Origin of the sequence: uncultured Veillonella sp., from assembly GCF_937981445.1 — a bacterium.
Classification (GTDB): Bacteria; Bacillota; Negativicutes; order Veillonellales; family Veillonellaceae; genus Veillonella_A.
This window is the reverse complement of sequence record NZ_CALJON010000021.1, coordinates 1-25278: the sequence shown is the minus strand read 5'-3', so window position 1 is coordinate 25278 and position 25278 is coordinate 1. Positions and strand designations below refer to the sequence as shown.

At 40.6% G+C, this 25278-nt stretch carries 25 protein-coding genes; 6 read left to right on the top strand and 19 right to left on the bottom strand.

Annotated elements, in window-relative coordinates; genetic code table 11:
* Positions 1 to 473: 473 nt before the first annotated feature.
* The 5 genes from thiS (at position 474) to Q0376_RS04170 (ending at position 4519) form a co-directional block, all read left to right on the top strand.
* Positions 474 to 668 carry a sulfur carrier protein ThiS gene (gene thiS / locus Q0376_RS04190; RefSeq protein WP_298704406.1) on the top strand — a complete coding sequence of 65 codons (195 nt, stop codon included), beginning with the start codon at positions 474 to 476 and terminating at the stop codon, positions 666 to 668.
* Positions 668 to 1462 (top strand): sulfur carrier protein ThiS adenylyltransferase ThiF, encoded by a 795-nt coding sequence (thiF, locus tag Q0376_RS04185; protein ID WP_298704405.1) that lies wholly within the window; start codon positions 668 to 670, stop codon positions 1460 to 1462. Before thiS ends, thiF begins: the two co-directional genes overlap by 1 nt.
* A gap of 86 nt (positions 1463 to 1548) precedes the next feature.
* The gene (locus tag Q0376_RS04180) at positions 1549 to 2325 is read left to right on the top strand and encodes a thiazole synthase (RefSeq protein ID WP_298704403.1); all 777 of its coding nucleotides are present in this window, start codon (positions 1549 to 1551) and stop codon (positions 2323 to 2325) included.
* A gap of 9 nt (positions 2326 to 2334) precedes the next feature.
* Positions 2335 to 3540, top strand: coding sequence for a 2-iminoacetate synthase ThiH (thiH, locus tag Q0376_RS04175; protein WP_298704402.1), 1206 nt, complete (start codon positions 2335 to 2337; stop codon positions 3538 to 3540).
* Entirely contained in the window at positions 3521 to 4519 is a 999-nt protein-coding gene (locus Q0376_RS04170; protein ID WP_298704400.1) for a thiamine phosphate synthase, read from the top strand. Before thiH ends, Q0376_RS04170 begins: the two co-directional genes overlap by 20 nt.
* Positions 4520 to 4954: 435 nt before the next feature.
* On the opposite strand, the gene Q0376_RS04165 is transcribed toward Q0376_RS04170, so the two are convergent.
* The 18 genes from Q0376_RS04165 to hcp form a co-directional block, all read right to left on the bottom strand.
* Positions 4955 to 6370, bottom strand: coding sequence for an aspartate ammonia-lyase (locus tag Q0376_RS04165; protein ID WP_298704398.1), 1416 nt, complete (start codon positions 6368 to 6370; stop codon positions 4955 to 4957).
* A gap of 394 nt (positions 6371 to 6764) precedes the next feature.
* The gene (gene rplL / locus Q0376_RS04160) at positions 6765 to 7136 is read right to left on the bottom strand and encodes a 50S ribosomal protein L7/L12 (RefSeq protein ID WP_298704397.1); all 372 of its coding nucleotides are present in this window, start codon (positions 7134 to 7136) and stop codon (positions 6765 to 6767) included.
* A gap of 61 nt (positions 7137 to 7197) precedes the next feature.
* Positions 7198 to 7701, bottom strand: a complete 504-nt coding sequence (rplJ, locus tag Q0376_RS04155; protein ID WP_295790801.1) for a 50S ribosomal protein L10 — start codon at positions 7699 to 7701, stop codon at positions 7198 to 7200.
* 178 nt (positions 7702 to 7879) lie between these two features.
* Entirely contained in the window at positions 7880 to 8590 is a 711-nt protein-coding gene (rplA, locus tag Q0376_RS04150; RefSeq protein ID WP_298704394.1) for a 50S ribosomal protein L1, read from the bottom strand.
* Positions 8591 to 8669: 79 nt separating this feature from the next.
* The gene (rplK, locus tag Q0376_RS04145; RefSeq protein WP_298704391.1) at positions 8670 to 9095 is read right to left on the bottom strand and encodes a 50S ribosomal protein L11; all 426 of its coding nucleotides are present in this window, start codon (positions 9093 to 9095) and stop codon (positions 8670 to 8672) included.
* A 110-nt stretch (positions 9096 to 9205) separates the two neighbouring features.
* Positions 9206 to 9742: a transcription termination/antitermination protein NusG gene (gene nusG, locus Q0376_RS04140; RefSeq protein WP_298704389.1), complete on the bottom strand. Its 537-nt coding sequence runs from the start codon at positions 9740 to 9742 to the stop codon at positions 9206 to 9208.
* Positions 9743 to 9753: 11 nt separating this feature from the next.
* Positions 9754 to 9978 carry a preprotein translocase subunit SecE gene (gene secE / locus Q0376_RS04135; protein WP_295790793.1) on the bottom strand — a complete coding sequence of 75 codons (225 nt, stop codon included), beginning with the start codon at positions 9976 to 9978 and terminating at the stop codon, positions 9754 to 9756.
* A gap of 41 nt (positions 9979 to 10019) precedes the next feature.
* The gene (gene rpmG / locus Q0376_RS04130) at positions 10020 to 10169 is read right to left on the bottom strand and encodes a 50S ribosomal protein L33 (protein ID WP_115310793.1); all 150 of its coding nucleotides are present in this window, start codon (positions 10167 to 10169) and stop codon (positions 10020 to 10022) included.
* 460 nt (positions 10170 to 10629) lie between these two features.
* Positions 10630 to 11094 carry a BREX-3 system P-loop-containing protein BrxF gene (gene brxF, locus Q0376_RS04125; RefSeq protein WP_298704387.1) on the bottom strand — a complete coding sequence of 155 codons (465 nt, stop codon included), beginning with the start codon at positions 11092 to 11094 and terminating at the stop codon, positions 10630 to 10632.
* Positions 11095 to 11304: 210 nt separating this feature from the next.
* Positions 11305 to 12801: a hypothetical protein gene (locus Q0376_RS04120; protein ID WP_298704385.1), complete on the bottom strand. Its 1497-nt coding sequence runs from the start codon at positions 12799 to 12801 to the stop codon at positions 11305 to 11307.
* Entirely contained in the window at positions 12798 to 13463 is a 666-nt protein-coding gene (hypB, locus tag Q0376_RS04115) for a hydrogenase nickel incorporation protein HypB (protein ID WP_298704383.1), read from the bottom strand. The genes Q0376_RS04120 and hypB overlap by 4 nt, the downstream gene beginning before the upstream one ends.
* Before the next feature lie 142 nt (positions 13464 to 13605).
* Complete coding sequence (gene hypA / locus Q0376_RS04110) at positions 13606 to 13947, bottom strand: hydrogenase maturation nickel metallochaperone HypA (protein WP_298704381.1); 342 nt, start codon at positions 13945 to 13947, stop codon at positions 13606 to 13608.
* Entirely contained in the window at positions 13925 to 14773 is an 849-nt protein-coding gene (locus Q0376_RS04105; protein WP_298704379.1) for a bifunctional 5,10-methylenetetrahydrofolate dehydrogenase/5,10-methenyltetrahydrofolate cyclohydrolase, read from the bottom strand. Before Q0376_RS04105 ends, hypA begins: the two co-directional genes overlap by 23 nt.
* Before the next feature lie 50 nt (positions 14774 to 14823).
* Positions 14824 to 16803 (bottom strand): penicillin-binding transpeptidase domain-containing protein, encoded by a 1980-nt coding sequence (locus tag Q0376_RS04100; RefSeq protein WP_298704377.1) that lies wholly within the window; start codon positions 16801 to 16803, stop codon positions 14824 to 14826.
* An 8-nt stretch (positions 16804 to 16811) separates the two neighbouring features.
* Positions 16812 to 18341, bottom strand: a complete 1530-nt coding sequence (locus Q0376_RS04095; RefSeq protein WP_298704375.1) for a CCA tRNA nucleotidyltransferase — start codon at positions 18339 to 18341, stop codon at positions 16812 to 16814.
* Positions 18342 to 18617: 276 nt separating this feature from the next.
* Positions 18618 to 19490, bottom strand: coding sequence for an L-serine ammonia-lyase, iron-sulfur-dependent, subunit alpha (sdaAA, locus tag Q0376_RS04090; RefSeq protein ID WP_298704373.1), 873 nt, complete (start codon positions 19488 to 19490; stop codon positions 18618 to 18620).
* A complete protein-coding gene (gene sdaAB / locus Q0376_RS04085) occupies positions 19487 to 20167 on the bottom strand; it encodes an L-serine ammonia-lyase, iron-sulfur-dependent subunit beta (protein ID WP_298704371.1) in 681 nt (226 codons plus the stop codon). The genes sdaAA and sdaAB overlap by 4 nt, the downstream gene beginning before the upstream one ends.
* A 301-nt stretch (positions 20168 to 20468) precedes the next feature.
* On the bottom strand, positions 20469 to 22049 hold the full coding sequence (gene hcp / locus Q0376_RS04080) for a hydroxylamine reductase (protein WP_298704369.1): 1581 nt from the start codon (positions 22047 to 22049) through the stop codon (positions 20469 to 20471).
* A gap of 346 nt (positions 22050 to 22395) precedes the next feature.
* On the opposite strand from hcp, the gene Q0376_RS04075 reads away from it, so the two are divergent.
* The gene (locus Q0376_RS04075; protein ID WP_298704367.1) at positions 22396 to 23106 is read left to right on the top strand and encodes a Crp/Fnr family transcriptional regulator; all 711 of its coding nucleotides are present in this window, start codon (positions 22396 to 22398) and stop codon (positions 23104 to 23106) included.
* A gap of 352 nt (positions 23107 to 23458) precedes the next feature.
* On the opposite strand, the gene Q0376_RS04070 is transcribed toward Q0376_RS04075, so the two are convergent.
* A complete protein-coding gene (locus tag Q0376_RS04070; protein WP_298704365.1) occupies positions 23459 to 25093 on the bottom strand; it encodes an LPO_1073/Vpar_1526 family protein in 1635 nt (544 codons plus the stop codon).
* Between the last annotated feature and the right edge of the window lie 185 nt (positions 25094 to 25278).

Genomic DNA, 25278 nt, shown 5'->3' with positions numbered 1-25278 from the left:
CAATGACAAAATAAGCAAGGCTCTTACATTTATTTTTTGAACCTTGCTTCACCTTTGGTCAACACAACCTTGGAAGATCTACCTTCATCACTAACAGTGTTATAGTCATATCAATTAGTACTTGCCAGAATAGCTCTAATGCATTATAATTGATTAGATTTAAGTATCTAACAAAGTACATTTGCAATTAGTAATTTTATCATGATAATTGAACTTTGTCAAAATATTTTTATAATGAACGAGCAGATTTTGCACTTTGCATAAATCTGCTTTTTATTTTCTCATTTACCCCTTTTTTCTTGCAAAAAAGTTTGCTATACTAAACTCAACGCAACAAATGTTCATATGACATGAATGGGGGGCACCACCAAAAGGGTGCTCTTCGTTCATGTCTTTTTTTATGCCCATTGTAAATGCTGCGTTCCCTAGTGCATTCATTCTAATTAGTTACCAGTTTAGGCAAGGAGGTTTTTATGGTAGTAAATGGCAAAGAACAGTCACTCCCAGAGTCAGTAACAGTGCGTCAATTTCTTGCGACTGCAGGCTACAATGCTGATCGGGTCGTGGTGGAACGAAATCGCACCATCATTCCAAGAAGTGAATTCGAATCCACTTGGTTACTCGATACAGATACTTTAGAAATTGTACACTTTGTAGGAGGCGGCTAATGAATATTACCTATAATGGCCAGCTCCTTACTGTAGCCGAAGGCACGCTAGCCTCGCAAATACTAAAAGAACAATCGAGCCCTAATGATTCCCTTTGTTTATTAAATGGTTTCGCCTTTGATTCAGACCCGGTACTAAAAGAAGGCGACACCTTACTCTTTGTGCCGGCTCATAATGAACCTACCGAGAGTCAATATGATGCCCTTTGGACGGCTCGTTATGGCCCCACCATCTATAAACGCTTAAAGGAAAGTCATATTATCATCTGCGGTGCCGGTGGTCTAGGATCACACATCGCCATGAGTTTAACCCGTCTAGGTATTGGCGAACTTACAATTATAGACAAGGATGTGGTGGACTTAACTAATTTAGGGCGGCAAGCCTATGAAATGTCTGACTTAGGTAAACCTAAAGTGGACGCATTAAAAGCCATCCTATTACGCATTAATCCATTTATAAAAATCAATGCCTTACACACCACCATTAATACCGCTAATTATGATGAGTATCTACACGACGCTCCCTATATTATGGAAGCCTTTGATTCACCAGAGAACAAGGCGGAACTAACAAACTATGTAATGACCCATTACCCTAAGTCCATATTAATTGGTGCCAGCGGTGTCAGTGGTTATGATCATCCTAACACCGTAAAAACTAAACAAATTTTTTCTAATTATTTTCAAACTGGCGACGGACATAGTGAAAGTAGCCTCGGTCTATTAGCGCCACGAGTGATGCTCTGTGCAGCCCACCAAGCGACTATACTCTTACATATACTATTAACTACATAGTATATGCCCTATAAAAATATGCCCATCGATTATTTGTAAAGGCTCTGTGATTCTGTACAATCAGCACAGACAGAAAGGAATATCTTATGAGTCCACAAACAGATTCATTTACCTTAGGCAACAAAACATTTACGTCTCGTCTCATTTTAGGCTCCGGGAAATTTTCTCTTCCCCTTATCAAAGCGGTAGTAGAACAAGGGGAAAGTGAAATTATTACCTTAGCCCTCCGTCGTGCAATTCCTAAAGGAGAAGAAAATATTTTAGATTATATCCCCAAAAATCTAACCCTATTGCCCAATACGTCTGGAGCTCGCACAGCAGAAGAAGCATTGCGCATAGCTGAACTATCCCGTGCTATGGGTTGCGGTGATTTTGTCAAAGTTGAAATCATTAATGATGCCCGTTGGCTCTTGCCAGACAACAACGAAACAATCAAAGCCACTAAGCTGCTATCACAAAAAGGATTCATCGTCCTCCCTTATATGTATCCCGATTACTATGCCACCAAAGCACTAGAAGATGCTGGCGCCGCTGCTATTATGCCCTTAGCCGCTCCCATTGGAAGCAATCGAGGTCTCTGCACAAAAGCATTTATTGATATTGTCCTAAAAAGTACTACTCTCCCTGTCATCGTTGATGCAGGTATTGGTAAACCATCTGAAGCTTGTGAAGCTATGGAAATGGGCGTCACCGCCATTATGTGCAATACAGCCATCGCCACTGCAGGTGATGTAGAAATGATGTGTAAAGCCTTTAGCCTAGCCATCAAAGCAGGACGCCTCGCCTATTTAGGTAAGACTGGTCCCGTTTTAACAGACCATGCTAGCGCCTCCAGTCCATTAACAGGCTTCTTAAATGATTAGGAGGAATCTATGAGCACTCAAGTTTTTATTCAAAGTAATAACACACGCCTCACTGATGAACCACTGAGCCAAAATGTATTAGCCTATACAGATGCCATGGACCAACTTGATGTGGCCCATTTAAACTATGTACTCACCACCAAAGACCGGTTTAATGATGCGGCCTTCACCGCAGCACATGTAGAAGCGGCCTTAAGTAAAGACGTATTACAAGTAGAAGATTTTATGGCACTCCTCAGCTCGGCAGCAAGTCCTTATTTAGAAGCTATGGCGCAAAAAGCTCGGCAGCTCACGCGCGCTCGCTTCGGTAATTCTATTCAACTTTTTACACCCCTATATATTGCCAACTACTGCCATAATGGCTGCCGTTACTGCGGCTTTAATAGTAAGCAAGACATCCCTCGAGCCCAACTAAATTTAGATGAAATTAAACGTGAATTAGAAGCTATCGCCCATACAGGTTTACAGGAAATCTTATTTTTAACTGGCGAATCAGAATCACACTCTTCCATTGAATACATCGCCTCCGCCTTAGAACTAGCTAAGCCATACTTTGCCAACATAGGCATTGAAATCTACCCTACTAATCAAGCATCTTATAAAATTCTTCATCAAGCAGGGGCTGATTATATTACAGTCTTTCAGGAGACCTATGATTTAAAAGCCTATGAATACTATCATCCATATGGCAATAAACGCAGTTTCCCATATCGCTTTTATGCCCAAGAGCGCGCCCTCCAGAGCGGGTTCCGCGGTGCAGGTTTCTCGGCACTCTTAGGTTTGAGTAATTTCCGCTATGATGCCTTAGCAACTGGTCTCCATGTAGCGATTACAGGTCAAGCCTTCCCTGAAAGTGAGCTCAGTTTCTCAGTGCCACGACTCCGCCCTGTAAATGGTCAGCTTGGCCATTTCAATCATTTAGTAAGTGATCGCGATTTAGTTCAAATCATGTGTGCCTATCGGCTCTTCTTACCACATACCCACATCACTGTATCAAGCCGTGAAAGCCGCGAATTCCGCAATGCGGTCATGAATATTTGCGCCACTAAAATCTCTGCAGGCGTTCAAGTCGATGTAGGTGGCCATAGCGAAGGCAATAAACATCGCAGTAGTGATCAATTCGATATAAATGACACGCGCAGTGTAAAAGAAATGCATGATGACATTACTAATATGGGGCTTCAGGTAGTATTCCATGACCACATCAGATTATAAACAAAAATTCAAACTCACCTATGTAACTCATTTGCCTACACTGAAAGATTATATAAAAAGAAGTGCCACCCCTAAAGGAACAAATCTAAATAGGCAACTGATACGAACACCTAGAGATTCAGAAATAGGGCTCCCCTACTTAGAGGCACAAACAAATCTTACTCTTAAAGAGGAGCGAACAAATCTTATTCTTAAAGAGGGACAACCAAAGCTTCCTCCTAAAGATGCGCAAGAGTTGGTCCCGCCCTTAACAGCTCAACCAAAACTATCATCAATAGATACACAAATTTTAGCCTATCTTAAAGCCCTTATTGCCAGTGGCCCTCATCAACTCTTGCTCCGAGCCAAAGAACTCTCCACAAAAGACTATGAAACCTTACTACTCGCCTTATGGCCTGCGGCAAAAAAAGCAAAAGTGAACTTAATCATAAGCCATCATGCAGCCTTAGGCGTGCAATATGGTATACCCGTGCAGCTTTCCGTAAATGAATTAAAGGCGCTCTCTAAGCAGGCTACATCAACCAAAACTCTTGCATCTCACTCTGATCAAGTTCCTGAGTCTCCTTTCGCTAAGGCTCCTGCGTCCCATTTCGTTAAAGCCCCTGAACCTCATTTCGATCAAGTCTTTGCGTCTCGTTTAACTACAGCCCCTGCGCCCTTATTACCAGTGCCCTATGGCGTGTCCGTTCACTCCCTAACAGAAGCCCAGTACGCCAAAGCCCATCATGCCCAGTGGCTTGTCTTTGGACATGTTTTTCCATCGCGATGTAAGCCAAACTTACCACCCCGTGATTGGAAAGAACTCGAAGCTATCATGGCACTTCAAATTCCTACCTTTGCCATCGGCGGCATTCACCAAGATAATTTTCATTTACTCCCGCCAGGTCTTGCAGGAATCTGTATGATGAACGAAACCATGGAACAAAGCCAAGTAAATACATACACGGCCACTTGGAAAAAATTAATTCAAACTATATGAAACACTTTGTACATAGCTATAAGTCAAATTGTATGTAGCTATAAATTAAATTTTATGTAACTACAAGTAAATCAAATTATAAAGGCCACAATAGAAAATTAAAAATCGAAGAAAATATAAAAACACCTTACCCTGTATATAGTAAGCTTAGCCTTCGAGCTATTCCAGGTACTAATGCTAACTATTAATATACATGAATAAGGTGTTTTTTCTATGTTAGTTCTATTCTACTGTTATTTCTGTTCTATTTTGTTTCTATTCCTATTTCATTACTACTTATTCTATTCTATGTACTTGTATCTTTTACCCTATGGACTATGATTTACATAATGAAGTACATAAGCGCTAACCATAGGATTTCACAAAAACACAACTTGGATTTCTAATTGGTAACCCTAAGTTCGGTGTTACCAATTAGTCCAAAATAAAACTATCTTAATTCCCCTTTACTTTTAAAATGTCCGCACCGGCAATCCCTGGTTTAGTCATTTCAGCTGGAGATAGAATATGATTCATATCGGCTTCGGACAAGAGTCCTTTTTCCAATATAATCTCTTTAATAGAACGCCCTGTAGTATACGCTTCTTTTGCAAGAGCCGACGTGTTTTCATAACCAATATGTGGCAATAAAGCCGTCACAATGCCCACGCTGCGATCTAACCAATATTGACAACGTTCACGATCTACTTCAAGGTCAATTAATAATTTATCTACGAAGGTATTAACCCCATTTTTTAAATAGCACATGGAGTTAAACAAATTATACGCGATTACGGGTTCCATAACATTAAGTTCGAATTGACCATTTTCTACCCCTAAGGTAACGGCTAAGTCATTCGATACAACTTGGTAACAAACCTGATTTAGTACTTCCGCAATAACTGGATTTACTTTGCCTGGCATAATACTTGAACCTGGTTGGCGAGGTGGTAATTTTAATTCCCCAATACCACAACGAGGGCCCGATGCCATAAGGCGGAAGTCATTGGCCATTTTAATAAGTACAAGAGCCGTTACTTTTAAACCGCTAGAAATATCAGCAAAAATATCCGTATTGTTAGTCGCATCGATTAAGTTTTCTGCTGTATAGAATTCTTCGCCCACTACAGAGGATAATTCCCCTACTACATCTCGGATATATTTAGGCTCAGCATTAAGGCCTGTACCTACGGCAGTAGCCCCCATATTTACAGTGTGAGCTGCTACAATAGCTGACTCAATACGCTTAATACCGCGGCGGACACCAGACGCATAAGCCCCCATTTCTTGACCTAGTGTAATCGGCACAGCATCTTGTAAATGAGTACGTCCCATCTTCAAGATTTCCTTATATTCTTCTGCTTTACGCTCTAATTCATCAACTAAGCGCTGTAAGGCAGCAATCAAAGGCTTGCTCTTTAAAATAGCACACACTTTAATAGCCGTAGGGAAGGTATCATTGGTGGATTGCGCCATATTACAATGATTATTTGGAGAAATAATATCATAGCTCCCCTTTGGATGACCTAAAATTTCTAAGCCGCGATTTGCCAATACTTCATTCATATTCATATTGAAGGAGGTACCTGCGCCACCTTGAATAGGATCCACTGGGAATTGATCAATATGTTTCCCTGCAATCACTTCATCAGCCGCTTTAACAATAGCATCTCCAATGGTTTTCTCCATACGACCTGTCTTCATATTGGCAAGAGCACATGCTTTTTTTACCATTGCCATAGAGCGAATAAAGTCATGGTCTAAGTGTTTGCCTGTAATATTAAAATTTTCTAAAGCACGTAAAGTCTGTACCCCATAGTACAATTCATCAGCAACTTCTAATTCACCTAAAAAATCCCGTTCTTTACGCATACATGACCTCTTTCTTTATAAAATATACCTAAAGAAATGATTCTAAACCTATAGAACCTTATTTTTATATTTCTTACAAAGCCCGTTACAATCTAGCTTTGCAACTAAATATCATAGTAATTAAATCAAAATCTTTTATTATAAAGAACAATATCTTTATTACCCTGATTATAACATGTATACATAATACAAAGAAAGGCAAATTGTATTTTACCATATATCAATAATGTATTGTTGTAAGTAAAACTGATGTTAATTTTTAAGTTTTTTCTCTAAAATCCACCAAATACAACTCATATTATACTTGCAATTTTTGCATACAAAAAGACCACTCTCCATAGGGAGTGGTCTTTATTTGTTGTATTATCTTAATAATTACGCCACAGGGCTTAAATTATTTAAGTTCAACAGATGCGCCAGCTTCTTCCAATTTAGCTTTAAGAGCTTCAGCGTCAGCTTTAGGCATACCTTCTTTAACAGGTGCAGGAGCGCCGTCAACAACAGCTTTAGCTTCTTTTAAGCCAAGACCAGTTGCTTCACGAACAACTTTGATTACGTTGATTTTTGCAGAACCTGCATCTTTAAGGATTACGTCGAAGTCAGATTTTTCTTCGCCTGCACCAGCAGCACCGCCAGCAGCAGCAACAGCTACAGGAGCAGCTGCAGTTACGTTAAATTTTTCTTCGATAGCTTTTACAAGATCATTTAATTCAAGGATAGTTGCTTGTTCTAATTCAGCAACAATGTTTTCAATGTTAAGTGCCATGATATAGTTCCTCCACTAATTCTATGTTGTAGTAATAATATTTTGCTACGTACTAAGCTTATTAAGCTACAGTTTCGTCTTTTGCTTCGGCAACAGCTTTTACTGCATAAGCCACGTTGCGGATTGGAGCCTGAAGCACGGAAAGAAGCATGGATAGCATACCTTCGTGGTTAGGCAATTTAGCAACAGCTTTAACTTCTTCTGCAGTTACAACTTTACCTTCTACAAGACCAACTTTAACGTCGATTGCTTCAGTTTTAGTGTCTTTAATGAAGTTCTCGATAATACGAGCTGGTGCAACAGCATCAGTCTTAGACACTGCAAGTGCCGTAGGACCTTCAAGATGTTCACCGAAACCTTCAAGACCTAATTCATTAACTGCAATGCGAGTCAATGTGTTTTTGATTACTTTGTACTCTACATCTTCAGCCAAGAATTTACGACGAAGATCAGTTACTTGCTCAACAGTTAAGCCATGGTAACCTACGAGTACGGCCCCCTTTGCTTCTGAAAGTTTTTCTTTCATTTGTGCAACGATTGCCTGTTTCTGTGTAGTGACAGCCATTAGAATACCTCCTTATAGATTTTGGTGATGCTCTATGTACTATCTTAGCGTAAAAACGACCTCATCACAAACCGCGATGAGGTCGTACCGTTTCGTAATAGAATTCGGTTCAGCCTCTGCGGGCGGATTTGCATCCATTATACATACCTGCGGTCTACAGCTAAGAGAACATATCTTATTATTGTTCCTTAGTAACGTTAGTCAATTTGAAAACGTTAAGAGGAACACCAGGGCCCATAGTAGCGCTTAAAGTAACAGTTTTAATGTACTGACCTTTAGCAGCTGCTGGTTTGGCCTTGAGAATAGTATCTACGATTACGCGGTAATTGTCAAGTAATTTCGCTTCATCGAAAGATGCTTTACCGATTGCACAAGCTACGATACCTGCTTTATCGGTACGGTATTCAATCTTACCAGCTTTAATTTCATTAACAGCACGAGCTACGTCCATCGTTACAGTACCAACTTTAGGGTTTGGCATTAAGCCTTTAGGACCTAAAATTTTACCTAAACGACCAACTTGGCCCATCATATCAGGAGTTGCTACAGCAACGTCGAAGTCGCTCCAGCCACCTTGAATTTTTGCTACTAATTCTTCGGAGCCAACATAATCTGCGCCAGCTTCCTCAGCTTCTTTAATTTTATCGCCTTTCGCAAATACGAGTACGCGTTGAGTTTTACCTGTACCATGTGGTAATACAACGGCACCACGAACTTGTTGATCAGCGTATTTAGGATCGACGTTCAAGTTGAAAGAGATTTCAACAGTTTCGTCGAATTTAGCAGTTGCAGTTTTCTTAACAAGCTCAATAGCTTCTACTGGTTCGTAGAATTTGCCAGCTTCGATAAGTTTTGCTGCTTCAGCGTATTTCTTACCTACTTTTGCCATCTTAAAATCCTCCTTATGTGGTATAACGGGAATACCCTCCCACCGATATGTGCTACACTTAGCACATGTCGTACGCTAATTAATCAACGATAACAATACCCATGCTGCGTGCAGTACCTTCTACCATACGCATACCTTGTTCTACAGTATTTGCATTCAAGTCAGGCATTTTAAGTTCTGCGATTTCACGAACTTTATCGCGACTAACTTTTGCTACTTTGTCACGGTTAGGAACTCCGGATCCTTTAGAGATGCCAGCTGCTTTTAATAAAAGAACAGCTGCTGGTGGAGTCTTAGTAACGAAAGTGAAGCTTCTATCTTCAAATACAGTAATAACAACTGGAATAGTTAAGCCAGCTTGTTGTGCTGTACGTTCGTTAAATTCTTTAACGAATGCCATAATGTTAACCCCTGCCTGACCAAGAGCTGGACCGATAGGTGGCGCTGGACTTGCCTTTCCTGCTTCACACTGAAGTTTTACAATTTTTGTAACCTTTTTAGCCATGGTGATTACACCTCCTTGCGCTCAAAATGTGGTGGTAACGGAAATAAGCTTTTCCTCCCACTGGCGACCACCAAGCCGCCTAAAAAGTTTAGAGTTATAAATAATATATATTAAAGATCTTTCTCAATTTGAGAGAAATCTACCTCTACCGATGTTTCACGACCAAACATTTCAACTTCAAGTTTTAATGTTTGTTTTTCGTGATTAATTTCAGTAATTTTACCTAATCTATCTTCAAAGGCACCAGAAGTAATGCGTACTGTTTCACCGACTTCTACATCGATAGTAGCTTTCGGTTCTTGATCGACGCCCTGTGATTTGAGGATATATTCAACCTCGGAATCAGACAACGGCACCGGTTTAGTCGCAGACCCAACGAAGCCTGTAACGCCCGGTGTGTTACGCACAACGTACCAGGAACGATCATTTACTTCCATTTCTACTAATACATAGCCTGGAAATATTTTACGTTTTACTACTTTCTTTACGCCATCTTTTTCATCCACTTCGTCCTCAACAGGCACGAGAATACGACCAATGGTATCCTCTAATCCCATGGATTGAACTTTAAGCTCCAGATTAGTTTTTACTTTGTTTTCGTAGCCTGAGTAAGTATGAATAACATACCATTTCTTATCTGCTTCCACGGAAAGGCCTCCTATCCGACAACATGCATCAACAATTCAATGAGTTTGCCAAAGATAGCATCCACAGCGCCAATAAGGGCTGCCATAAATACTACGGTAACAAACACGACAATGGTGTAATTGATGAGCTCTTTTTTTGTCGGCCAGACTACTTTTTTGAGTTCAGCTTTCATTTCACGCGATAAACGACCAATGCCGCCCTTGCGCTGCTGCACTGTAGAATTGGATCCTGCCATCATTTCACATCCTTAATCATAGGGTACTCTAGAAGAAACAATTATTTTGTTTCGCGATGTAGCGTATGTTTACCGCAGAATTTGCAGTATTTCATCATTTCAATACGATCAGGATTGTTTTTCTTGTTCTTATTTGTCTGATAATTACGCTGTTTGCAATCAGTACATGCCATAGTTACAGCATTACGCATCCGGATACACCTCACTTCATAATCTACTTGCCTAAAAACACAATATGCTAATATAGCCTAACACAGCAGGCTGTACCTGTCAAGTTTTAGGCAACTTAAAAAAGCCAGGCTTTTACCTGACAACTCATTATAACAACAATCTCTCCTCTTGTCTAGGAGAATTTTTATATTTTTATTCATCTATCTCATTTATCTTATGTCATTTATCTCATTACATGTTAACTTCTTACATGTAACTTCCATCTCATTATATATTAACTTCTAACGTATGAGCAACGACCCACTTTTGTTTAACTTTGCATTTCTACTTAACTGCTAATTAATCATTACATATCTCTATAACAACATATAGGTGAAATAATTCTAAGAAGGACATAGCCATAGAATAGAAGTAAAGCAACGCAAATAAAGATAAGGCGGATTTAAACATATGCTTAAATCCGCCAATACAGTACGGGTATTACTCAACAGAAATAATCCGGCTTGGATTTTCTACAGTAAATGAAAAATATTTAGGATTGTTATTGTGTTCTAAATGTAATTGTTTTCCATCATAGGTACCACGCCAACCCACGATTAATGGATACAAGCGGCTTATTGCTTTAAGCAATTCAATTGGTTCTAAATTTAAAATAGGAGCAAAGAGAACATTTACACTATCAAGTAAAATTACGTCTGAGCCACAAGCCTTCAATGCTTTACACATTACATCTTTTGCCATCTGAGGTCTCAAGTCACGGGCAATTTCTAAAAACTCTTCTTCAATTAAGTCTTTTGCTTCAATGTACTTCCAACCATCTTGTTCAGCTAATTCGCGAATCAATTTGCTTTTGCCTGACCCAGGACCGCCCACTACAAACAAAATACGTTCCTCTTCATTAGCCAGTTCGTCCCAGCGGGACTTAATCTCTTCTGCTGTTACCATTGGTTGACCTCCTCTACTGCAACACTCTGTACACCTATATTGTATTATCTCATCCAGTTAAGGACTCGTGCAATATCCTCCATGTAAGGACACGGGTACTAGTATACCGCATTTATTTCTTTTTTACTATGAAAAGTTATACCCAAATTAATTTTCAGCAAATTCACCTGTCATACGGGTCTATCCTGCCCTATCATAGACGCTCAGAAATTATAATTCTAATTCCTTATGAGGTCGATCAGATAGCATAACACTCTTTATGAAATTATCTTTTTCACCAATCACAAAAATTAAATAGCTATGAATGGACATGGGATTTTTATATGTATAAATCTGTAATTGATCACCATTTTTAGCGGTATCACTTTCTATTGTGCTAGGCATGCCATATAGATACAGTAAGAGATACTTGCTGTCTCCAATGGAAATGCCCCGTCTTGTAACCGCCGTACTCTTAGTAATCATAACTCTAGAAATAAGCTGACTTTGGTCATAACCAATTAACACATCATCATAACTTAGGAAATCACTGCCGTAAATTAGTCCTCGTTGTTGCCACGAATCATCAGGATTTGTCACAAACGGTACATTCACTTCATACCCCATGAGTACAAAGTCACGACTGCTTAATTGATTGGCTTTAAAATGATTGTACTCCGTACTAGGCAGGGATAGCTTAGCACGCACTTGTCCCTCCATAAAATCAATAGCAGTCACTTTATTGTCCACTAACGTGAATATTATATAACCACTACTCGTATCGGTTTCTGTTAATCGCTCATTTAAAACTGTCTTGTTACCTAAATTCGCCACCGTACTCGCAAAATCCTGCTTGCTATTTTCTTTTTTTTCAACTGCTTTTGCATATACTAGGGAGACGGAATTCTTTTTAGTATCACGCCATATAGCCTGCGGTGCCCCATAAGCAAACAAAACCGTGCCGCGGCTCGCGCCAATGGCAACATTTCTATCTGTTTCAAAATCCCCACCAGTAATATGAATATTAGTCACTGCCCCATTCGGTAAATCATAAGCAAGCCCTTCATTGCGCAAAATGCGCTCCTTCACTTGCAAAGGCCCCGTATATACAGTGTAGGAACCAGCCTCCCCTGAGTAGGTAGTGAATACGCTTTTACTGCGCCCTTCAGTACTACCACCTAAGGCTTTATATAGAGCCATCATATCATCACTAAGGGCCGCCTCATTAATAGGCTTAGATAATTGAAATGGACCTACCACAAAATCTGTAGTTTTCAGTGCATCAATTGTATTGGCCGTATAACTGCGTCCCACCGCATTTAAATCTACAGCCTTCTTATCCGCTTCGATTTGCTTTACTTCTAAAGCTGCTTCAAAGAGCTGTTCCATTTTAGCCACAGCCGCTTCTTCAGCGCGCCAATCCATACCATCTATAGTAGGCGTAGGCCCTTGCTTTGGCCCTTGTGTGAGACCTTCCGTAAGGTCTTGTATAGGTTCTTCTATTGCAGCGTTAGAACTTTTTATAGTAGGTTTAGCATCTTCTGCCATAGGTGTAATCATTTCTTTGGCACCACCGTCGACCGCATCAAGCGCCTTCATTTGAATCGCATCCGACTTCGCCACAACAACCCCAGTTTCCGCCTGTACTGAACTAGTCGTAGCACTTCCTGTTAAAGCCCACACTGTTGCCAAAATAGCTATAGGTATAAGCTTTTTATGTTGACTCATAAAGCTCCTTTCTTTACTTCATCAATTTGCTGTCCCAGCCACTGTGTCCAGGCTTCGAGACCATCTCCTTTTGTACAGCTCACTTCAAAAAGCTGTACTGTAGGATTTAGATTCTTTATATCTTCTACAGCCTTCTCCTTATCAAAAGGAATATAAGGCAACAGATCGACTTTATTTAATAATACGGCTTTAGACTCTTTAAATATGAGTGGATATTTTAAAGGTTTATCTTCCCCTTCAGTAACAGATAAAACGGTTACCTTCATGGCTTCACCAATGGCAAACTCCGCCGGACATACTAAATTCCCCACATTTTCGATAACAATCATATCGAGTGTATCTAAATCTAACTCACCTAAGGCTTGCTCAATCATGGCCGCATCAAGGTGGCAACCGCCTACCGTATTAATTTGAAGCACGGGAATTCCTAAGCGATGAATGCGTGCCGCATCTTTATCAGTGTATAAATCACCTTCTATAACGGCAATGTTATATGTTTCAGCAAGTTTTTGTAGCGTTGCTTCTAATAAAGATGTTTTGCCCGCCCCTGGAGAACCCAATAAATTGAATACAAAAATATTCTTTTCCTGAAATAGGCGCTGCAAATCAAGAGCCAGAGCATCATTCTTTGCCAGCACATCTGTCATTACCTTTACTTCCATCAATTCTACCTCTTACTCTTCCACATATTTCTTCTAAATTACAGCTTCAATCAAATAATACCTTACTCATAGCACAACTCAAATCACCGGATAGGACAAATCTGAGCTAACTACTAAGGACCATAGCCAGTTACAACAACGATTAATCCATATCGATGGATGCTACTTGTAACTCGCGGCCCGTTTCAGTGTGAATGGCCACGCTGCCACAATGAGGACATTTAAATACGTAATTTTCCACACGAAAGGTCTGTTCACAGTCTAAGCAGCGGCCGGTAAGAGGAATTATTTCTACCTCCAATCGAGCCCCCTCTGCAGGAGTTCCCTTGGTAACAGACTCAAAACAAAACTCTAAAGCCGCTGGCTCCACACCAGACATGAGACCTAAACGAAGCTGAATTGCATGAATCTTAGTTCCCGAATTTTGCTTTAATGTATCCAAGGCAATATCAACAATTCCCTCAGCAATCGACATTTCGTGCATGATACGCCTCATAAATATTCTCTAATAACATTGTAGTCGTCACCGAACCAACACCACCAGGCACTGGCGTAATAGCACTTGCTACAGCTGCTGCTGATTCATAATCCACATCGCCTACCGTTTTGCCATCTAATTCATTAATTCCCACATCAATTACAACGGCCCCTGGTTTTAGCATAGACCCATCAATCATATGAGCACGTCCTGCAGCGGCAATAACAATATCAGCGCGACGAAGTTTATCCCCTAAGTCAACGGTCTTCGAATGACAAATTGTAACAGTGGCCTGACGCTCTAACAGCATGAGGGCGATTGGTTTACCAATTACTTGACTGCGCCCCACTACTACTACATCCTTGCCATGAATTGGTATATCATAATGGTCTAAAATCGCCATACAAGCCCGCGGTGTGCAGGGCCAAAAACCGCCCTTACCACACATTACAAGACCTACATTGCTTGCCGTAAGACCATCAATATCTTTGGCTGGACTTAGTATATCTAATAGGGCCTCTCTATCAATCTGTTTTGGCATAGGCATTAAAGGTAAAACGCCATATACATGGTCCGCTTCATTCCAGCGCTTTACTACGGCAGCCACATCTTCAAAACTAGCTGTTTCAGGCAAATGAGCTAACTCCACATCAAAGCCTGCGGACTTAGCCGTCTTCTCCATAAAATGAGCATACATTTGAGCCGCCTTATCATCGCCAACCAAAAGAATTCCTAAGGTCAGCACAATTCCCTTTTCTTTCAAAGCAGCCAATTTTTCATTTAAAATGGCCTTATGAGCATCTGCTACAGCTTTACCTCTAAGTTCTAACATATGTACCTCCCAAACTAAACCGACTCTCTCTAATCAAATAGTTTTTTTACTTATCGCACAAAATGCACTGTAATCTGAGCGCCTTCATTTACTTCCATGCCAGCCGGCTCATCTTGAGACACAGCATAACCTGTTCCATCAGGAATAAACTGCAAATTAGCCTCATGGAGCCAATCACGTACTTCCCCTGTGGTCCAGCCTGTAAAGCTTGGCATAATAATCAATCCTTCATCACTTTTAGTAACCGGTGGCTTCACTGGTCTTTGATCCGCAGTGGCTTTAAGATCTTGTTCCTTTGTAACAGATGGGGATATCTGATAATAACGAACAAGTTGACTCATCATATCCTTAAATACAGGCGCTGCAATTTGCCCACCGTAGAACACACCATTTGGATCATCAATTACAACTAAGGCTACAAAACGCGGATCTTCAACAGGGCCCATGCCAATAAAGGATGCAATATAGCGGCCGTCTAAATAACCACCAGCTTCTACATTCAGCTTTTGGGCTGTCCCCGTTTTCCCTGCAAAATGATAGCCATCTACAGACGCTTTATTGCCGCCCCCTTCAGACACTTCTTTTTCTAATATATCAAAAATAGTCTTTGCAATATTGCTAGGAATTGGTTCCCCTGACTCTTTTGGCTCTGTCACAGATACAACACTGCCATCTGGGTTATTTACAGACTTAATAATATGAGGGAGCATCATTTTACCATCATTAGCAATGGCACCAAAAGCACGCACCATTTGAAGTGGTGTAACCGCAATCCCTTGCCCAATAGACATAGTCGCTACGTCCAGCTGAGACATATCTTCTTCTTGGAACAAAATGCCATTGCCTTCACCAGGAAGCTCAATTCCCGTTGGCTGACCAAAACCAAAGGCTTTAATATAATCGAGCAAAATTTTCTTCCCTGTAGTTAAGCCAATTTTTGCCATGCCCGTATTAATAGAGTATTTTAGGATTTCTAACAATTTAACATTGCCATATCCTTCACCATTCCAGTTCTGCATACGATGCGTATCAACTACAATAGACCCTTGGTCATTGAACACGGTATCCGTAGACCATTTGCCAGAGGCCAAGGCAGCAGAGGCAATTATTGGTTTAAAAGTAGAGCCTGGTTCATAAATATCTACAACGGCACGATTTTTAAAAGAACTTTCATTGCCCTTATCATAGTGATTAGGATCATAGGTGGGGCGATTCGCCATCGCCAAAATCTCGCCTGTTTTAGGGTCCATTATGATGATACTAGCACCACTGGCTTTTGTTTCATTCATGGCCTTATCGAGGGCTCGTTCTGCAATAAACTGGACTGTCGTATCAATCGTTAATGTCACACTTTTTTCTTTATTAGGCATAAATTGTGTCAGTACCGAACCAAAAATGGCATTGCCATGTTGGTCCGTATCCACTTGTGCCTGTGTAATGCTGCCCTTAATAGTATCATCAAGTTGCATTTCCAAGCCATCTAATCCTTTATCATCAGTGCCTACAAAGCCTAGCACTTGAGACAACAAAGGACCATTCGGATAGAAACGTCTACTTTCTTCGACGAAGTTAAGGCCTTCAATTTCATTTTCTTTAATCACTTCTGCTACAGCCTTAGACTTATCTGGGTCCATCATACGATCAAGCCACACAAAGGCCGTATCAGATTCTAAACGTTTTATAATTTCTTCTTTTTTAATTGTTGTATAAGGTTCAATTAAACCAGCAATTTCTTCTGGTGTTTTCTTAATCATCTTAGGGTCTGCATAAAGAGAGCGAGTCACAATACTCATAGCCAGAGGATTGCCATTGCGATCGAAAATCGTACCGCGCGGCGATTGTAGCTTTCGATCTGACTCCACTTGCTCCGCATTCCACGAGGCGAGCCACGCTTGATCAATAACCTGTAGCCACACCAATCGCCCCAATAGTACTACTACGCAAAATACGAGAGCTAGCCCTAAATATCCTATATTCGCTTTTATAGTGGCAGACTCAGTTCGTGATGATCTAACAGTCTTTTTTCTCATCGATCCTGTTAACTCCTTGTATGTTCCATAGCTTGACTATCTTCTGAAATATTTGACTCCGCAGAATCTAACTGCTTTTTAATGCGTTCTAAACGATGTAACGCCGCTTCATATAAGGCTTGGGGCTCATTAGGAAGTTGCCCATTTTGCACCCTCATAAGCAAGGCCTGTAATATGTCCCCAGTATGGGGCTTAGTTATATTCACCAAATCACTATTGTAATGTAAATCCCTAGTATGTACCGGCATTTCCTTACTAATATGGGCTAGACAATCACCAAAAGCATAGGTTCCATCCGTTGAACTATGTGGTTTGCCACAACCCACCACATCGGCGGCACAAACCTCAGCCATCTGCAACACCGCTTCCTTTAATTGTTCTTGCTTTCTAAAATGTCCACTACGCGCTTCCTTACGCATCCATTTCCACGGATCAGCCTCTTCATTATTAGCAAAATAGTGAAATTTCATATGATTTTCCACTAACCAGCTTACCCGTTCTACAAATTGCTTAGGATACTGCCAGCGTGTAAGTAAATCAATAGCTATTTGAGCCCCTTCACGGTCATGCCCACGGTCTGTAATGCGATTATTATGAAATCCCCGAATATGAGGCAAACCCTTGCCTACATCATGTAACAGAGCCGCCCAACGCAAAATCAAATCACTGCGCGTTGCGTCTACCACGGCTAAAGTATGAATCCAACCATCAAAGGCATGAAACTCTTTTTGCTGCGGCAAATCTACTAAATGACTCAATTCTGGTAAAATAGCAATCTCCTTGCGGACGCCTTTTTTAAGTATGGAACAATTACATTCATTTAAATGGGTACGCACCAATACATCTAGACCTTTTGCCGCATATGGAGTGAGCAATAAGTTTTCTACTTCTTGTTTTACGCGCTCAAGGGATAAGCCCGGTACGCGCCCAAAGCTAGGCGCCATGCCATCAATTAAGCTTTCATGAGCCATAAAACCAAGCTTCCCAACGAAGCGACAGGCTCTAAAGAGACGTAACGCATCTTCTGAAAACCGTTCCTGCGCCTCCCCAATGGTGCGCAATACTTTATTTTTTATATCCTTAGCGCCACCTACATAATCGATAAGAACACCGTCTACAGTTAGGGCCATACCATTAACAGTAAAATCACGGCGCATAACATCCTCTTCTAAAGTCTTTGCATAAAAGACCTCTTCTGGTCTATGACTATCCGCTCCATAGCGTTCACTGCGATAGGTAGCGATTTCATAAGCCCCTTCTGGCACCTTAGCTACAACTACGCCAAAGGATTTTCCTACTAAGCCAGATGTAGTAAATCCCGCCTGCTCCACTACAGCCATTGTCTCATCAGGTTTAGCATTAGTTACAATATCATAATCGTGAGGTTGTTTATGAAGTAATAAATCCCGCACGGCGCCACCTACTACATAGGCCTCAAAGCCTGCACGATGAAGTAATTCCAGAATACGTTTTGCCCCCTGCCATACAGAATCAGTGGGCAACGTAACCATTGTATTACTCTTTGTAAACCACTTCATAATCTCACCTCCTCAGTCTAAATACATTCACAATTTGGCCTCCCTATATGTCACTCAATAAGAAGGCCAATGACATTATAAAATGGATTTTATTTCAATACATTATTATATCATATGGCCCTAGGTATATAAACAAAAAAGATATATTACTAATTCAATCCAGGTCTCTATTCCTAGGGTGAATTAGCAATATATCTCTCGCGCATATGAGCTTACTTTATTATCATGCTTTCGCCATATGGCTTCATTCCTATATATTGGCTTATAAGAGCAATCTTACATATTAGCTAATTGTTTCGCAATCCGCTTGCCTGTTTCTGTTTTAGCAAGGCCGCCTTCACTGGTTTCGCGCAACGCGCTCGGCAAGGCCCGACCAATACGGTCCATGGCTTCAATCACTTCATCTACAGGAATTTGACTAATTAAGCCAGCCATGGCCATTTCAGCGGCACTCATGGCATGCACTGCATAAATACCATTTCGCTTTACACAAGGCACTTCCACCAATCCCGCTACAGGGTCACAAACTAGGCCCAATACATTTTTTAAGCACAATGCCACGGCATTAATAATTTCTTCTGTAGAGCCTTCTAACATGGCCACTACGGCGCCTGCTGCCATAGCTGCGGCGGAGCCTACTTCGGCCTGACAACCTCCAACGGCACCAGCTACACAAGCCTGATTCGTTATAACATTACCAATTCCTGCGCCAACTAAAAAACCGCGCAAATAGGCTTCATCATCCATATCATAGACTTCGCCTGTGGCAACCAAACAACCAGGCATAACCCCGCAAGAGCCTGCCGTTGGACAAGCTACAATGCGGAACATCTTAGCATTCGCTTCATTTACCGCTATGGCATAAGTCATAGCCTTAAAACTTAACTCACTTAATAATTTAGGCTTATGTTCCATTAAAATCGTAGCTTGCCCACCTGACATGCCACTAACCGTACGCGTACGATCTACAATACCATTTTTAACGGAATCTTTAAAAATATTGATGCGGCGCATAGACTCAGCCACTATAACCTCACGGCTCTCGCCAGTAGTCTCCATTTCAGCGCGCAATACAATCTCCCACAAAGGAAGCTTATGAGTGTCACTTAACCGAGCCAAGTCGGCAATAGAATCGTATAAATAACTCATGGGTTCACCGCTTTCTCTAAAGGCTCAAAATACATAACCGATTCAATATCCTTGCCCTGCTGAATTTCAGAAATAACCGCTTCATCTACAGGGGAGTCCGTATTTATAAGCATAACAGCATCACAATTTTTACGCTTTCTAAATACGCGCATAGACGATATATTCACCGCTGCATCACCTAGTAACGCCGTTACCCCTGCAATTACGCCAGGCCGATCATGGTGAAAGGTCAAAATAGTATAATCATCACCGGTAATTTCAACTTCTAGAGAGTTAATAGACGTAATCATAATGCGACCGCCCCCTAAGGATCGACCTACAATGACCATGTGATGACGATTATCTCCATATAAATCAAATCGCACTTCATTAGGATGACCGCCATCGACAGGAGATTCTACAAACTCATATTTAAGACCTGCTTCACAAGCTTCTTTAAAAGCTTCACGAATGCGTTCATCTTCTGCATCAAAGCCCAGCAACCCACCAATTAAGGCGCGGTCAGTGCCATGACCTTTATAGGTTTTTGCAAATGATCCAAACAAAGTTAAACTTACTTTTTTTGGCTCGCCTTTAAAAATATAACGAGCCATCTTGCCCAAACGGGCTGCGCCTGCCGTGTGCGAGCTAGATGGTCCTATCATAACAGGACCAATGATATCAAAAATGCTGCTCATGACGTCCTCCCATAAAACACATTCACCTATTGTCAGTGCCCATTCACAGGGTCCAAAACATTTATTTTTACCGATATAACTTAATTTTTATTATACCACGCTTTGTATTTGTTGGGTAGACATGTGCTATGATTTTTATAGATAGACAAATCAAAAAGTCATCTTAACATGCAAAAAAAGACTGCCTATATTCAAAATAGCTATATAAAACAAAACCGAAAAAACATCTAAAAATTCAAATCAAAGCAAACAAAAGAGCCTCCCGACAAAACGCGGGAGGCCTTTTTATAGTATTACATATTTATTTTTGGTTTTGTTCACCTAAAATAGCTTTCATATCAGCTTCTGGTGTTGTGATTGGGTGTAATTGGAATTTTTCTACTAAAATATTGAGTACATTGCTAGATAAGAATTTAGGCAATGTTGGTCCAATGTAGATATTGCGAATACCAAGCGCTAATAATGTTAACAAGATACAAACCGCTTTTTGTTCGTACCAAGAAAGAACTAATGTTAATGGTAAATCATTTACATCACATTCAAAAGCCCCAGCAAGAGCAATGGCCACTTGAATAGCAGAGTACGCATCATTACATTGCCCCACATCAAGCATACGAGGAATACCACCGATTTCGCCGATTTCAAGGTCATTAAAACGATATTTACCACAAGCTAACGTAAGAACCACTGTATCTTTCGGCGTTTGTTTTACGAATTCAGTGTAGTAGTTACGGCCTACTTTAGCACCGTCACAACCACCTACTAAGAAGAAGTGTTTAATCGCACCAGCTTTAACTGCATCGATTACTTTATCGGCAATGCTAAGTACTGTGCCATGACCAAAACCAGTTGTTACTTCATGACCACCATTGATGCCTGTGAAATGCTGTGCTTCTTTGTAGCCACCAAGTTCAAGTGCTTTTTCAATTACAGCAGTAAAATCTTTTGTGCCATCAGCCTTAGTATCCACATGTTTCAACCCTGGGAACCCTACCATGTCAGTAGTGAAAATGTTGTCTTCATATGTTTTACGAGGTGGCATTAAGCAATTTGTAGTGAATAAGAATGCCCCTGGCACACCATCAAATTCATTTTGTTGGTTTTGCCAAGCTGTACCAAAATTACCTTTTAAATGAGCATATTTTTTAAGTTCTGGATATGCATGGCATGGTAACATTTCACCATGTGTGTAAATATTAACGCCTTTACCTTCAGATTGTTCTAATAACATTTTTAAATCATGTAAATCATGACCCGTTACTACAATGAAAGGACCTGGTTCTACTGTCAAAGGCACTTTAGTTGGCACTGGTGTACCATAACTTTCAGTATTAGCTGCATCTAGCAAGGCCATACATTTTAAATTTACATGACCAAATTCCATAAGAAGTGCTAACCATTCTTCTGCACCGTGATCTTTAGCAAATTCTACTAAGCCTTTTACAAACCAAGCATCTACTTCTGCATCATCATAACCAAGCACAGAAGCATGCCAAGCATATGCGGCCATACCGCGCATACCAAGAAGTAAAGTGGAGCGCAAGGAAATAATATCTTCTTGACCTACCCAAAGAGATTCCCAGTCAAAATCAACAGCAGAAGCATCAAGAGCTTTACGAGCATCTTCAACACGATTGATGAATTCCTGTACGCGTTCTTCATCAAAGTTAACATTTGTTACACACATGAACAAACCTTGTTTAAGCAATTGATACTCTTTAGCACTGGCCCCTTTAGCATCACAAGCACGAGCAAGACCAATCAAGGCCGCTGTCAATTCATCTTGCTTATTTGCAACTGGCGCAGTTTTACCACACACGCCTTGAACTGTACAACCACCTGGATTTGCTGATTGTTCACATTGGAAACAGAACATACTCATAATATCCTCCTTCTTCGGGACTACCCGAAACCACCTCTCCTACTCCTTAGCAGGAAAGAATCCTATAATAAAATATTACATCCTTTTTAAATATCACCTAACCGGAATACATTAACAGCGCAAAGCTATACAAAACTAGAGCGCCTCCGACTTCGTTTGTGACTATGCTTAAATTGTAGTATACTAAAAAATAAAAAGATGTAGCCTCGGCAACATCTTTATTGGTTTATTAAAATTTTATTTTTTATTTACAATCTTTTGATTTTATATAGCCGAATTCGACACAATCCTACACCCGAACTCGACATCAGTTATAATCAAACTAAAAAACGAATAGGAGGTACCCATGGCTTTAACTGAAGCAACAATTAACGAGCATTTGCCCATTTTATTAAATAGTCCTTTGTTTAAAAATCTCAACGAAGACGACTTACGTCAATTCCTCAGCGAACCAGACTTATATATAAAAACTTGTAAGAAAAATAGTTTCATAGCCATTACAGGCGAACCTATGGAAGGTATTGGTGTTTTACTAGAAGGGAAAGCGCATTTGACGCGCGAAAATGTCTTAGGTCAACGCACTATTATGACAGACGTAACGCCCTCTGCTATGTTTGGGGAAGCCCTCTTATTCACTGACCTGCCTAACTGGCCAGCTACCATCGAAACAACTAAAGACAGTAAGGTGCTATTCGTACCTCGTTCAGCCTTTTCGTCTACCTTTAATCATGGCGGTGCCTATCAAATACAAATTTTGACCAATCTCCTTCATGATATGTCAGAAAAAGCCTTAGCCTTAACGCGAAAAGTACACTACCTTTCACTCAAAGGTATGCGCGAGCGCATTTTTGCTTATTTAAATGATCTTTACCAAAGACAACAGCAAAACCCTCTTACCATCCCTCACAATCGTCAGGAAATGGCCGATGTCCTCAATGTATCACGCACATCATTGAGCCGTGAGCTAGGCCGCTTACAAGACGAGAAACTCATCGAAATGAATGGGAAAAGCATACGCCTCTTAGACTTAGACACCATTCAGGAATATGCCTTTTAAGTAGCATTTATAAAGTATTATAAACGCCTTGTTAGATACTTTTTAATACGCTTTAATGTATCTTTAGGATCCTTTATTTTAAATATACTTTAATATGCTTTAATACGTTTTAATATGCATTAATACCTTTGATTCGTTTGATTCGTTTGATTTGTTTGATGCGCTTGATTTGTTCGATACGCTTGATTTGCTCGATGCGCTTGATTTGCTTAATGCGCGCTTTACTCTTTTTTAATCTATATTTCGATAAATAAAAAAGCCACTCCCTAAGGGAGTGGCTTTTTATTGTGATTTTATCCTACTACGGTTTGACTTACTACAAGTGCTTCACTAACTATGGTACTAATTACAATTAGTACCATGGGGTTAAATCGAAATCTTCACCAATTGTGATTTTAACATGGGCTTTACCTAAATATAAGCCAAGCAAGGTTAAACTCATCGAGCTAATTGGCATAGAATCATATACATCAGCCAATTTTGGCAATAATGGCGAAATTGTTTCCATAACTTGTTGGAATTCATTTTTCTTAAAGCCAATAGGACGACTATGCACTAATTGCATCAAGCGATTTTGCACATCCCCATCAGTAATACCAGCGGTGCGGAAATAACGCGGCATCAAGCCTTCATCAGCAACGGCCAACTTTAAGCGATTGCTCATTAAACTTTTCACCACAAAGCGCCCTTCCAGTGCCGTACCTTGTAAGGCCCGTTCTAATTCCTCACGACTAAAGCCTTCATAGTTAAAGACTAGTGGATACGAATTAGAGAAAATGGCTCCTAAAGTAGTGCGTTCTGGCTCCTGTGCACAACAGCGCAAATAATCGAGTTGACGATACATGAACTCTTCTCTTGGCAAGTCTGATAAAAATGGCTCAATATATTTTTCCACATAATGTCTAAAATGCTCTAAATTGTAATTATTCGAATTACGGGAATATTGCAACAACAAAGCTAAGGCCATGATTTGGAAATGCCCTAAATGCAAATGCGGCAAAATGCGCAATGCATCAAATGCCAACAAATAAGGCGTACTCGATTTAGGCTCTTGTACTACATCCATAAAGGCCATAATAGCAGTCTCTCTCATCCAAGGCAAGGGCGATGTAACATAGGCCTTTTGCATCCCAAATAAAGCTTCTTGTACTACAATATTTTCTAGCAATGCTTTAAGCTCATCACGCGCTGTAATGCCTAAGCGATCAAGAGCTTCGGCTGTAATTTGACGAACTAAATCTTTAGTTTCATCATTTAAAATACCAAAGGACGCAATAAAATGTTTCGTCCCAAAATCAATTAAATCAGATACACCTTCTGAATCATTAATCAAGCCGCCTTGTCCAGATACAGTAGCCACGTTAGGGCCTAAATCTTTGAATGCATCGATGCGCGGCATAACACGAGTGGCATCTAATGCCACCTCTTCGCTAGGTGCTTCTACCCGTTCAATACGACGAGTTACTTCATTATCTACAGGATCAACTGCAGAATCACAGCCCCAGCCTTTAATCATAGGTTGTGTCATATCGATAGAACGCTCTGGTTCCACCTCATCAAGCTTAGTTACCGCCAAGGAATTACTTACCGCTGATGACACGGTAGTAGGCACTTCCTGTTTAGCTGAAGGGATAGGCTCAAAATGCTCTACTTCGCGCCCCACCATAGGCTCACTAGTTTGGCTAGTGGCATGCTTAGGATGACGCCCCATAGGCGACGCCTGATTATGAACTGCTTCAGGTCGATCTTCACCATGACTTACTGGCTCATGATGTCCAGCAATCCGTTCGGTTGCCGGGGCATCACCATCACTCATGGTAGCAGGACGACGTCGTTTATAATAATCTGAATTAGCTACCGCCGTTACATGCCCCGCCTCTTTCGCCCGAGCTTGCTTCTTCGGTGATTCTCTAAAAACAAAGTAGCAAATAATAAAGAATACAAAAATGACTCCAACTATTACTAAATATGGAATATAGGCAGACATTAATTTTCCTCCTACTAGACGTATAATACTCTCTTGTATGGTATCATATCTTAGAGTCTTAGCCAATAGAAAACAAAAAGTTTAGAAAATAAATAAAAGACGAACTTCCGAAGAAGTCCGCCTTTTTCTGTGGTGGACGATGACAGGATCGAACTGCCGACATCCTGCTTGTAAGGCAGGCGCTC